This window comes from Streptomyces sp. B1I3 (genome assembly GCF_030816615.1).
GTDB lineage: Bacteria > Actinomycetota > Actinomycetes > Streptomycetales > Streptomycetaceae > Streptomyces.
The window spans coordinates 847,804-860,057 of the sequence record NZ_JAUSYD010000001.1 but is presented as its reverse complement, the minus strand read 5'-3'; the positions used below and the strand labels follow the sequence as shown (position 1 = coordinate 860,057).

Below are 12,254 nucleotides of genomic sequence, written 5' to 3'. Positions count from 1 at the left end.
CGGCTCAGGAGGGACGGCGCACGAGTTCCACGCCGAGCAGCTCCACACGCAGGCACCCGTCGGGGTCGATCAGCGCGACGTCGCACCGGGCCCCCGTCTCGTGCGCCCGCCGTGCCCGAACCACGCACCGGACCGTGTCCTGTGCCGGACCGCGCCGGTGCACCCTGCACTCCGCCACTGCCATCGGCAGTGTCGCGTCACCGAGTACGTGCTCCGCCCAGAGGACGGCGAGTTGCAGAGCGCCGTCCACGGCGGCCGGGTCGAGCGGCCACGGGCCCTCGGCCCAGCCCAGGGCGCGCAGCCCCGCCACGGATGCCTCCGCTCCTTGTCCGGAGACCCCGTGCAGGGTGCGGATCGCCTGGAACCGGGGCCCGTGGAAGAGGACGTGGCCGTCGTAGACCTCCGGGCGGGCCGCCGGCTCCAGCCCGGCCGGGGAGTCCCAGCCGGCCGGGTCGGAGTCCGCGGCCTCGAAGTCGAGGGCGGCCCGGAAGTGCGGGGTCCCGTCCTCGTCCCGCAGTTCCGCCTCCAGGGCCGAGGGCGCCCCGACCGTGGCACGGCACCCGTGCACGGTGAGCCGGTGGCCTTCGTCGGCGAGCCGTGGCAGGACGAGCTTCCGGTACACCCGGAGGTCGCGCAGGACCAGCCGGCCGGTGCCCGGCCGCCAGGCCGAGGCCGCCCCGGTGAACCAGTTCAGGACCATCGCCACGGGCAGCACAGGAGTGCCGGCGACTTCGTGGTCGGCCAGCTCGGGGTGGCTGTCCCCGCAGATCCGCACCTGGGCAGGGCGCGGAGTCCCGGCGGGCTCCATCGCGGCCGCAGCTCCATCGGCCGCGATGACGACGCGCGGCTCGTCGGCCGGGCCGTCCAGTTCGGCCGAGAAGGACGCGGCGCCCTGCCGCAGGGGGATGAGCGCGATGCCGGACCGGCCGAAGTGCCCGGCCAGTGCCGGTGTGACCATTCCGCCGTGCCACGGGCCCCAGGCGACCGAGCGCACCAGGCAGCCGGGGCGGCGGGACTGTTCGGCGGACGCCACCTGGTTGAGCACCTCGTTGGCCATGGCGTAGTCACTCTGCCCCGCATTGCCGAACACGGCGCTCACCGAGGAGAACAGGCAGATCACGTCGAGCGGGTCGTCCGCCGTCGCGGCCAGCAGTGCGCGCAGACCGTCCACCTTGGTGGACATCACCTGGTCGAACTGTTCGTCGGTCTTGTCGGCGATCCGCGCGTCGGCCAGTACGCCGGCGCCGTGCACGATGCCGGTGACCGGGCCCCATGTCTCGCGCACGTCGCGCAGCGCGGTCGCGACCGCATCGCCGTCCCTCGCGTCGACCGCGAGGTACCGGACCTCGGACCCCGCGGCCCGCAGATCCGCCAGCGTGGCCCGCACCTCACGGGCGGCCAGGATCTCCCGGGCGCGCCGGGTGATCCCGGCGGGCGAGGGACCATCCCCGCCGCCGGTGGAGTGCTTGGCGAGCAGGCGGGTGAGTGTGGGCTCGTCGGTGGCCTCCGCCAGCCAGGCAGGTTCCTCCGCCGGTTCGGTCCGGCCGAGAAGCGCGATGCGGGGGCGGTGTTTCGCGGCCAGGTCCAGCAGCGCGGCCGCGGTCACTCCGCGCGCCCCACCGGTGGCCACGATCACGGACTCCGGGGTGACGCGTTGCTTGCGCCCCTTCCCGCCGGGTGTCAGCGGCGCAGGGACCGTCTCGAGGGTGGTGCGGATACCGTCCGCCCGCAGACCGACCTCCGGTTCCGGTCCGCCCTCGAGCAGTTCCCGCACGATGGCCTCGGCGACCGCTTCGAGGCCGCGCCCGCCGACCTCGCAGTCGATCGCCTTGACCGAAGCACAAGGCCACTCCTTCGCGGCGGTCCTGGCCAGGCCGGCGATACCGCCGAGCCACGCCCGGCCCGGGCGGCGGGAGTCGAGCCCGAAGTCGCCGCCGGTGTCCTGGACGGTCACGAACAGCCCGCCCTGCGTGGCCATCCGCGCCGCGACCGCACGTGCCGTGCGGAACGCGGACCGGTGGACCTCCCGCGCATCGTCCGGCGAGCCGTCCCCGGCGAGCCCGCCGAGGTGCACCACGCCGTGCGCGTCCTGCGGAACGTCCGCCGCGGCGGTGGCGTCGAGGCCGTGCTCGGTCAGCTTCCGGGCGACGAGTCCGGCGAGTGCGGCCCCGCCCGGGTCACCGGAGCGTTCGCCGGTCACCACGAGCGGCCCGTCCCCGAGGGCCGCCATCGCCAGGCCGGACGCGGGCGCACGCACCGCACGCGACACCAGCCTGGTCGGCACCCCGCGTGGGGGCGGCTCATGACGCATGGCCGGAATCTCCGGGACGGTGGCCGCCGCACGACCGGGGGCCGCGGCTTCGGAGGCCGGTACCGGATGACCGGCAGAGGCGGGTCCGAGGTCCGGGGCGAGAGATTCGACGATCTCTCGCAGTGTGCGCAGCTTGCCGAGCTGGGCGATGTCCCCGGTGGGCACGTCGCCCACCCGCTGCCGCACGGCGGAAAGGATTTCGACGCGCTTGATCGAGTCGACCCCCAGGTCCGCCTCCAGCTCCATGTCCATGGTGAGCATGCCCGACGGATAACCGGTGAGCCGGGCCACCACGGAGAGGAGAAGCTCCTCGAGTTCCTGCGTCGACAGTGCGGAAGGGGTGGCTGCCGTCGCCGTCACCGTGGCGGCCGGGCGAGCCGCCGCTGTCGTCGTCGCGACGTCGGCCGGGCCGGCCGACGCCGCGGTGGTGGCGACGGGGTGGCCGACCGCCGGCGCGTCCACGGCGCCCGGCGGCGTGTCCGCGACGCCCGACGCTGCGGCGGAAGGCCAGTGGGCGGGTTGCGCAACGGGTGCGGCAGGCCCGGGAATTACGACCGGTACGGCTGCCGGCGGGGCCGGCGGCGCGGGCGCGTGCGTGCGTGCGGGCGAGGTGGGCCGTGGCAGCGGACGGGGCGGCAGGCCGGCGTCTTGGGACGGGGACTCGGCGAAGGCGGTGTCGAGGACACCGTGAGGGCTCTGTCCTCCCAGCATCGCGGCGAAGGTCGTCTCCGTCATCCGCAGGAAGGCCATGTGGCTGTCGATCAGCATGCGCTGACAGGCCGCGTGGGCCTCCGCGGTCTGCCGCTGCACACCCTCGACCATGGCGTACCAGTCGGCAGGCGCGGCGGATGCCGGCTCGGGTGAGGGTGCGGGGTGGGAAGGGGCAGCGGGAACCGGCGCGGACGGGAGGGCCTGGTACACCGGGGCCCCGGACGCGGGCGAGGGCTCCCGCGGAGGTCCGGCCGCCTCCGGTGCGTCCGGCGGGGCGGGCGCGCGCGTGGCGGCCGGGAGATTCGGCGCCGGCAGCGCCGCGGCCCCACCGGCAGGCGGATAGGGCTGACCGTAGTTGGAACCGCTGATCTTCACGGTCATCCTGGGCTTGGTCTCCTTCGCTGGTGTTCCGGGCGGCCCGTAGGGCGCCCAGAGGTGGGTGTGATCGAGCGGGACGCCGCGTACGGCGAGGTGGCCGAGCGCGGTGTGCAGACTGCTGACCCCTGACCGGCCCGGCCGGTCCAGGGGGACGGCCACGTGGTCACGCCCGCCGAGGATCTGCCCCACCAGGCCGCTCAGAGTGGTGCCCGCGCCCACCTCGACGAAGGTCCGGACCCCGGCGGCGTACATCGCCTCGATCTGCTCGTGGAACAGCACCGGTGAGCTCACATGGGAGGCCAGCCTGCGGCGCACCTCGTCGTGCCCGGACGGGTACGGCGCCGCGTCCGCGTTGCCGTACACGTCGAACCGGGGCTCGGCGAGCGCGATGCCGCGCAGGAACTCGGCGAGCGGCTCACCGGCCGGGGCGACCAGCGGACTGTGGAAGGCGGCCGAGGCGTTCAGCCGCTGCGTGCTGACGCCTTCGGCCGCGAACGCCCTCTCCATCACGACGATCGCCTCGGTGGTGCCGGAGAGCACCACCTGCCGGGGGGAGTTGTGGTTGGCCGGCCAGACGTCACCGCACCCGACGTCGGCGAGCACCGCCGCGACCTGCTCGGGGCCGGCCCCGACGGCCAGCATGGCCCCGGGAGTGCGTGCCGCGTCGCGCATCAACTCGCCGCGGCGGCGGGCCAGTACGACCAGGGATTCCGCGTCCAGGACGCCGGCGCAGTGCAGGGCCACCAGTTCCCCGAAGCTGTGGCCGGCCACGCAGTCCGGCCGCAGGCCGAGACCCCGCAACACCTCGAGCAGCGCGAGGCTGTGCACCGCGAGCGCGGGCTGCGCCCACTCGGTGGCGGCCAGCCGGGAGCCCTGGGCGGCACGCTCCTCGTCGGTGAAGGCGGGCGGGGGGAAGACCGACCGGTGCAGAGGACTGCCCTCGGGCCCCGAACCACCCAGCCTGTCCCAGACGCCCTGGGCGGCCGGCGACAGCATGGCCAGATCGGCGCCCATGCCGACGTACTGCGCGCCCTGGCCGGGGAAGAGGAAGCCGATCCGGCCGGGCGCGGGTGCCCCGGCGGCGTACTGGATCCCGGTCGGTGTCGAGAACGCCGTGTCCGGCCGCCGGCTGATCAGGGCGGTGGCCTGGACGAGCTTGTCGCGCAGTTCCTCGGTGTCGGACGCGACGACCGCCAGCCGCACCCGGTCCGTGGGCGAGAACGTGCTGTGGCTCTCCCTGGCGATCGCGGCGAGCGGCAGGTCACCGCGGATGGCCTCGGTGGCCAGCGAGGACGGCGAGGAGGCACTGAACAGCACGAGTTCGGTCGGGGCGGAGCGGGTTCGCCACGCCTCACGGCCCGGCGAGCCCGAGGGCACGTACTCCTCGAGCGTGACGTGGAAGTTGCTGCCCCCGAAACCGAAGCTGGACACCGACGCCCGGCGGGGATGGCCGGACGGGCGTACCCACGGACGGGTCCGGGTGTTGACGTAGAACGGGCTGTCCGGAGCTGTGGTGGCAGGGTTCGGCCGGTCGACCTTGATGGTCGGGGGCAGCACCTTGTGGTGCAGGGACATGACTGCCTTGAGCAGCCCTGCCGCACCGGCGGTGCACTTGGTGTGGCCGATCTGCGACTTGACGGAGCCGATCGCGCACCACTGCCGGTCCGTACGGTCCGACTCGCCGAACACCGCGCTCAGCGCGCTCAGTTCGGCTTCGTCCCCGGCCTTGGTCCCGGTGCCGTGGGCCTCGACCAGCTCGACGGTCTCCGGACCGTAGCCGGCCTCCTCGTAGGCGCGGCGAAGCGCCCGGGCCTGGCCGTCGGGCAGGGGCGCGTAGATGGCAGTGCTCCTGCCGTCCGAGGAGGTGCCGATCCCGCGGATCACCGCGTGGATCCGGTCGCCGTCGCGTTCGGCGTCCGCCAGCCGTTTGAGGGCGTACATGACGACGGCTTCGCCGAGCATGGTGCCGTCGGCCGCCTCGGAGAACGGCCGGCAGTCGCCGCTGGGGGACAGGGCGGGCGTCTTGGAGAAGCACAGGAACATGCCGATGTCGTTCCCGGTGTCGACTCCGCCGCTGATCACCAGGTCGGACCTGCCCAGCGCCAGTTCGCCGACCGCCGTGGACAGCGCCGCCAAGGAGCTGGCGCAGGCCGCGTCGGTGGTGTGGTTGGTGCCGTGCAGATCGAACCGGTTGGCGATGCGGCCGGCGATGACATTGCCCAGCAATCCGGGGAAGCTCGACTCCTTCCACGGTGTGTAGTGCTCCGCGATGCGGTCGCACACGTCCTGCGCCTCGGCTTCGGGGATTCCGCTCTCCCGCAGCGCCTTGAGCCACACCGGACGCTGGATGCGCTCGTTCATGTGTGACAGCAGCTCCAGCGCCGCCGCGCCGAGGATGACGCCGACCCGGTCCCGGTTCACCCGCGACAGCCCGCCGGCGTCGGCGAGCACCTGGTCGGCGACCATCAGGGCGAGCAGCTGGGCGGTGTCCGTGGACGGCAGGCTGGTGGGCGGCACGCCGTAGGCCAGGGGATCGAAGTCGACCTCCGGGAGGAACGCCCCCCGGCGGGCGTACGTCTTGTCCGGGGCGGCGGGGTCCGGGTCGTAGTAGTCCTCCACGAGCCAGCGCGAAGCGGGGACGTCGGTGATCAGGTCCCGGCCGGCGACCACGGTCCGCCAGTAGCCGGCCGCGTCCGTCGCGCCGGGCACCAGCGCGCCGATGCCGACCACGGCGATGGGTACCTGGTGGCGGAAGGCGGACACGGGTTCTCCTTGTCGTCGAACGGTTGCTGCCGGGGCGCCGGGTGCGCCGGGCCCGGTCATGCGAGCCTGCACGGTGTATAGGTGAGTGCCGACGCCGGCAACGGCACGCCGTAGGTCCGCAGTTGATGGGCGCGGGTCAGGACGGCGGCGCCCTCGAGGAGGTTGAGCGCGATCTGCACCACGGACCGGTTCGCCGGTTCGGCCAGGAAGGTGCCCGCCGTCCACCGGTTGAAGGCGCCCATCGCCGGTCCGCACCAGATCTGGTAGTCGGTGCGCCGGGCCGGGTCGCCGGTGATCGCCCACCTGCTGGAGTTCCCGAGGTACCAGCGGAAGACCAGCGCCATCCGGTGCTTGGGGTCGCTCTCCGCGCGAGCGACCTCCGACGGGTCGCGCTCGCGCCAGAACTCCCGTGTGCGCTGCCAGACGTCGTCGATCGGGGCACTCAGCACGTCCCGCTCGATCGTGGCGCGCAGCGCCGGCGCAAGCTCCTCCAGCGAGTCGTGTTCCCGGTACGCCGCGTGGAGCCGGGCGGCCCGCTGGGCGAACATCGTCCCCCGTGCCAGGACCTGCAGCTTGACTCCCAGCTCGAACATGTCGGCCGCCGGCGCCATCGTCACGTCGGCGATGTCGGCCTCGGAGAGCATCGCCTTGGCCTCGTCCGACAGGCCCGCCTCCACGGCGGCCTGGTTCACCGACCCGGTGACCACGTACGAGGCTCCGAGCGCGAAGGCGGCGGCCACCGCGTCCGGTGTGCCAAGCCCGCCGGCCGCGCCGATCCTGACGGTCCGGGGGTGGCGGAACCGCCGGGCGAGTTCGTCGCGCAGGAGGACGATCCGCGGCAGCAGCGCGGCGAGCGGGCGGTTGTCGGTGTGGCCGCCGCTGTCGGATTCCACCGTGATGTCCTCGGCCACGGGGACTCGTCCGGCCAGGTCCGCCTCCTCCTGCGTCAGTTCGCCCCGGTCCACGAGCAGACGCAGCAGGTCGGGCGGTGCGGGGGAGAGGAACCTCTCGGCCACCTCCGGGCGGGACACCTTCGCGAGCAGATGGGTGCGCCGGAGAACGCCGCCGTCGGCACCCCGGCGCAGCCCCCGTGCCGCGCACAGCACGACGGCCGGCGTCAGCTCCATGAACGCCGAGACGGAGATGCGGGGGACCCCGTACCGCAGCAACAGCTCGGCGACGCGGAACTCCAGGGCGGGTTCGGCCGGTGAGTGGATGAGGTTCACACCCCAGTTCGGGACGTCCGCCAGTTCGGCGGCCAGGACGCGCACGGCCCGCTCGACCTCGTCGTGTCCGAGGCCACCGGCGCCGAAGAACCCGAGCATCTCCGCCCGGGCCATCGCGGTCACCATCCGGGTGGTGGCGATGCCGTTCGCCATCTCACCCGCGACGTAGGGAAAACGCACACCGTGCGCCTCGCAGAAGGCGCGTCCGCCGAGCCACTCGGGATACAGCGGGGGCAGCGTCCCGAGCACGGTGCCGGGGGGCGGGGGGCCGATGGCGAGGCCCACATCCCGGCCGGCCGGGTCGGTGACGATGTGCACGTGGTCCCTGATCCGCCGGGCGTGGGCGGCGATCCCCTCGGCTGAGAAGACCGGCGGGGACACGACGACGGGATCGGAAGCGGCGAGGACGGACAAGAGTGGGCTCCAGCGGGGTGTGCGTGTGTGCGAGTGCGTGGGGGCGGGAGCGCGTCCGCGTCCGCGAGGGGAGTCAGACGTGGCGGAACGCCCGGAGCGCGGACGCGGGTGGGATCCCGGGGTGTGGGTGTGCCGGACGTCCGTCGGTCAGCCCGTCGATGCCTGTCTCCGGTGCAACCCGGACCACAGGTAGTCCAGGTCGACCCTGGTCCTGCCCGGCGACGGCCCGAACAGGGTCCGGACACGGGTGTCGTCGTAGCGGCGACGGTGACTGAGATAGGCCGTGAAGCCCGGATAGAAGTCCAGGAGGGCTTCCAGCGCCGACGCGTCGGCGGGCTTCCCGGCCACGACGTCGAGGGTGAGGGGCGCGAGCCGCTCCAGGAGCGTGACGACGGCCGGCACAGGGACGTCGTGGTCGTGGACGACGTTGTACGTGTCGACTCCCCCGGAGGGGGGCCTGGTGGCCAACCGCACCATGACGGCGGCGGCTTCCTCCACCGGCATGAGGTTGAGACGGCCGCGGGGATCTCCGGCAAGCCGGACGACCGGACGGCGGGGCCCGGGAAGCCCGTGGTCGTCGAGGCCGACGGCGCGCAGCGAGTCCCGCAGGATCCGCTCGATGACCTGGAGGGGGTGCGGGGGCAGATCCGGGTGCGGCGGCAGGTCCGTGACCAGGATGCTCGGCCGCAGCACCACGACCGGACGGCCGTGCGCCCGGGACCACGCGTGGATCAGCACCTCCGCCTCGTACTTGGAGCGCTCGTAGGTGTTCTCGAAGCCGTGGGTGTCGTCCAGTTCGTCCTCGTACACCACGCCGTCGCGCCGCGCACCGGCCACGAAGGCGGTGCTCACGTGGTGGACCACCGGCTTCCTCGGTCCGGCCGCTGCGAGCCCGAGCACGTGCCGGGTGCCGTCGACGTTGACCTGGCGCAGCCGCCCGATGTCGTCCTCCAGATTGATGCTGCCCGCGCTGTGCCAGATCGCGTCGAGTCCGTCGGCCAGCTCGCGGAACTCGGCCACCGACAACCCCAACCGCGGTCGTCCCAGGTCGATCTCCACCACCCTCAACCTGCGCGGGAGTTCCCCGACCAGCGCCCGGGGAGCGCCGGACAGCTCGAAGAACCGGGTGACGCGTTGCAGCGCGTCGCCCGAACGCGCATGGGCCAGCAGCGTCAACGACTCGTGATCGGTGAGAAGCCGGCGCAGGAGGCGGAGCCCGAGGAAGCCGGTGGCGCCGGTGAGGGCAACGTGCACGTCCAGGACTCCAGGGATCGAGGGGGTGCGGCTACACGCAGTGATGCGAAGAACACTGGCAGAAGGTGAGGGGAACCGGAGCCACGGTTCGGTCGGCTCACCTGATCGGAGTACTGGTCACCCGGGCCGGAAACGGGAGGTCACACACGGTGCGGCCCCCAGGATCCGGGGTGGCGGAGCGATGGCGTACGTGCGAGGGGTACGCCGGAACAGGTGTGCCCGCCTGGCTTCCCGTCATCACTTCGAGTGACTTCGTGTGCGGGGGTGGAGGAACCGGCTCACGAGGGCTGGGAGGCGTGATCGGCAGGCAGGACACGGCGCGACGGCCGGTGTGACGGCACGGGCCGGGAAGGTCGGGTGCGTGCGGCCGGGCCTCCGTGCGGGCGGCCACCCGATATAAAGCGGTGCAAGCCGTGCTGACGACTCGGCCCCGCACAGCGTGCGGGGCCGGCCTTCCTGTGTCCGCCGGCGCGAACTGGAGCCTCCATGACCGTGACCGTTCAGTCCGTTCCGTCCCCCCGTCACCGGACCCACGCCATCGACCGCGCGTTCCTGAGCCTGGAGCGGACCCATCCCGACGTCCGCTGGGACACCGGCGGAGTCGCGTACCTGAGCGGTCCGCCGCCGAAGCTGGCGGACCTCCGCGCCTATGTGGGCATGAGCCTGCCCGGACTGCCCATGCTCGCGAGCCGGGTGGAGGGGCGTACGCGGCGCTCCAGGTGGCAGCAGGACGCGGACTTCGACGTCGACCGGCACGTGCACGAGGCGGTGGCGGACGGCCCCGCGGAGTGGGAGCCGGCCATGGACACGGCGCTCAACACGCCGCTGCCTCCCGGCACACACTGGGGGATCTGGCTCGTCCACGGCCACGCGCCCGACGAGTACGCCGTGTGTTACCGCTTCCGGCACGCCTGCCAGGACGGCTCGGCCGCGGCGGTCGTCTTCCGCGCCCTGCTGGGCGGGGGCGAGCCCTCCGCCCGCCCGGTGCTCCGGGTCGGTCGTCGCGCCGACATGCCACGGAGGGCCGGGCGGGCGCTAGGCCTGGCCGCCAAGTTCGGGTACGACGCCCTCGTCGGCCGCGGCGGGAGCCAGGCCGCCCCCTTCGTACCCACGGGTGAGAGGCGGCTGTGGCGGGGGCGGACGCCGCTGGCCGATCTCCGGCACATCGGTGCGACGGCAGGCGGATCGGCGCATGACGTCCATCTCGCCGCACTCGCGGGGGCGTTGAGTGCCTGGTCGGTGGAGTCCGGCGTACCGCTGCCGCGGGTGTCCGCGCTGGTGCCCGTCGACGCCCGCCGCCAGGACGAGGAACAGACCTGGGGGAACCGCTGCTTCGCTCTGCCGGTGAACCTGCCCGTGGACCCGGTTCCGGGGCCCGGGGGTTCCGCGGGCGGCCACTCACCCCGGCAGCGGCTGGAACGCGTCATGGCGACGACGGCGAAGCTGCGGAGCGAGCCGTGGCGTCAGGGCATCCAGGACCTGGTCAGATTCATGCCCGACCGTCCGACCGAGTGGTATCTGCGCAAAGTGATGTCGCGGCGCGTGACCGACATCCTGGCCACGTCCATGCCGCTGTCCGAAGAAGGCGTACTCGGTGCCACGCAGGTGACGGGTACGGCCCTGCTGCCCCTGGTCTTCCCGGGCCACCTCTTCGGGGTGGGCCTGTCGTTCTTCGGCACCTGGGCCGAGGTGTCCTTCGTGACCGACCGGGCCCTGCCCTTGGCGGAGCGGCTGCCGGCCCTGTGGGAGCGGGCGGTGGACGATCTGCGGCCGGACCCCGTGGACGGCCCGTAGCCGGGCTGCCGTTCGCCCCGGCGCGGACCTGCCCTCCCTGTCCGACTTTCCCACCCTCACATCCCCCACCTCTCTCATAAGGAGCACCAAGCCGTCATGACTCTCTTCCGTACCGTCCGGCGCACCGTTCTCAGCGCGGCCGTCGTGTCCGCCGCCGCCCTGGCCACGCCTTCGTTCGCGCAGGCCGCCCCGTTGCCCCCTGCCTGTCAGGAGGCGCTGCTCGGGACCCTCGGCAAGTTCCCCGTCCAGTACTTCACCGTCCCGGACAGGGTCCAGAGCACGATGCTGGACGAGGTCGCGGTGCTGAGCGAGGCCGACCAGGCGGAGTTCACCGAGGCCGCGTGCGCGGCGTGGAACGGCTGGGCCACCACGAACGGCGCGGCCGTGGGCAACGACCTCGACACCCGGTACCAGAACACCACCGGCCTGGTGTGCAACAAGTTCGCCAAGTCGGCCCTCGGGACGATCAAGAAGTACGCGCCGAACATCCCTGCCGCGACCCGGGGGCTGGAGAGGGTGGCCAAGTCGGTCTGGCAGAACTCCATGCAGAGGCTCTCCGTCGAGGGGACCAACGCCACTTGCCGCCAGGCGTACGACACGGCGAAGGCCGGCTGGTAGGCGAGCGGACACCGCTGGTCCGGCTTCGGCCTTCGTACGTGCGATCCGCATGTCCGGAGGCCGGCGCGGCGCGCCGAACGGATCATGCGTGGCCGGAACGCACGGCCCACGCACAGGTCGGCATGGACAATACGGATGAAACACATCAAAGCAATCCCATGAAGGAGTCTCCGTGGCACTGACGCGCGAAGAGCGTGAACGGTTTCTCGCCGAGCCGCATGTCGCAGCACTCGCTGTGGACTCGGCGCAGGAGGGACGGGCTCCGCTCAGTGTGCCGATCTGGTACCAGTACGAACCGGGCGGCGACATCTGGATCCTGACGGGGCGCAACTCCCGCAAAGGAACGCTGATCGCCGAAGCGGGCCGCTTCACGCTGATGGCCGACCGCCTGACGCCCACCATCCGCTATGTCTCGGTCGAGGGCCCCGTCATCGCGACCCGCCCTGCCACCCGTGAACAGCTGGTCGAGATCTCGGCGCGCTACCTCCCCGCGGAGAAGGTCGAGAGCTACGTCGATTTCGCCTGGAAGGAACACGGCGAGCAGGTGGTCGTCCACATGCGGCCACAACGCTGGCTCAGCTCGGACCTCGGCGCGAGCTGAGCGCGGACGACTCCGGCCGGCCGCACGCCCTCCCGGCGGCCGGTCGGCCGGCCCTCGACGCCGGCCTCGTCGGGCGCGGTGCCGGCAGGTTTCGACCCGGGTGATCCTCGCCGGCACAGAAACTCGGCCGGCACAGAAACTCGGCCGGCACAGAAACTCGGCCGGCACAGAAACTCGGCCGGCA

Annotated in this window: 6 protein-coding genes; 3 read left to right on the top strand and 3 right to left on the bottom strand. The window is 72.9% G+C overall.

The annotated features are described in order from the left end of the window. Window positions 1-4: 4 nt before the first annotated feature. From QFZ58_RS04305 to QFZ58_RS04295, 3 genes are all read right to left on the bottom strand, one after another. The gene (locus QFZ58_RS04305) at window positions 5-6,223 is read right to left on the bottom strand and encodes an SDR family NAD(P)-dependent oxidoreductase (RefSeq protein WP_307123550.1); all 6,219 of its coding nucleotides are present in this window, start codon (window positions 6,221-6,223) and stop codon (window positions 5-7) included. Continuing rightward, entirely contained in the window at window positions 6,220-7,803 is a 1,584-nt protein-coding gene (locus QFZ58_RS04300; protein WP_307123549.1) for a PfaD family polyunsaturated fatty acid/polyketide biosynthesis protein, read from the bottom strand. Before QFZ58_RS04300 ends, QFZ58_RS04305 begins: the two co-directional genes overlap by 4 nt. 147 nt (window positions 7,804-7,950) lie before the next feature. Continuing rightward, a complete protein-coding gene (locus tag QFZ58_RS04295) occupies window positions 7,951-9,057 on the bottom strand; it encodes an SDR family oxidoreductase (protein ID WP_307123548.1) in 1,107 nt (368 codons plus the stop codon). A 486-nt stretch (window positions 9,058-9,543) separates the two neighbouring features. Between QFZ58_RS04295 and QFZ58_RS04290 the strand changes: the two genes are divergently transcribed. From QFZ58_RS04290 to QFZ58_RS04280, 3 genes are all read left to right on the top strand, one after another. Then, a complete protein-coding gene (locus tag QFZ58_RS04290; protein WP_307123547.1) occupies window positions 9,544-10,851 on the top strand; it encodes a wax ester/triacylglycerol synthase domain-containing protein in 1,308 nt (435 codons plus the stop codon). Between the two features lie 96 nt (window positions 10,852-10,947). Further along, window positions 10,948-11,469, top strand: a complete 522-nt coding sequence (locus QFZ58_RS04285) for a hypothetical protein (protein WP_307123546.1) — start codon at window positions 10,948-10,950, stop codon at window positions 11,467-11,469. Window positions 11,470-11,641: 172 nt separating this feature from the next. Then, on the top strand, window positions 11,642-12,070 hold the full coding sequence (locus QFZ58_RS04280) for a pyridoxamine 5'-phosphate oxidase family protein (RefSeq protein WP_307123545.1): 429 nt from the start codon (window positions 11,642-11,644) through the stop codon (window positions 12,068-12,070). The last annotated feature ends 184 nt before the right edge of the window (window positions 12,071-12,254 follow it).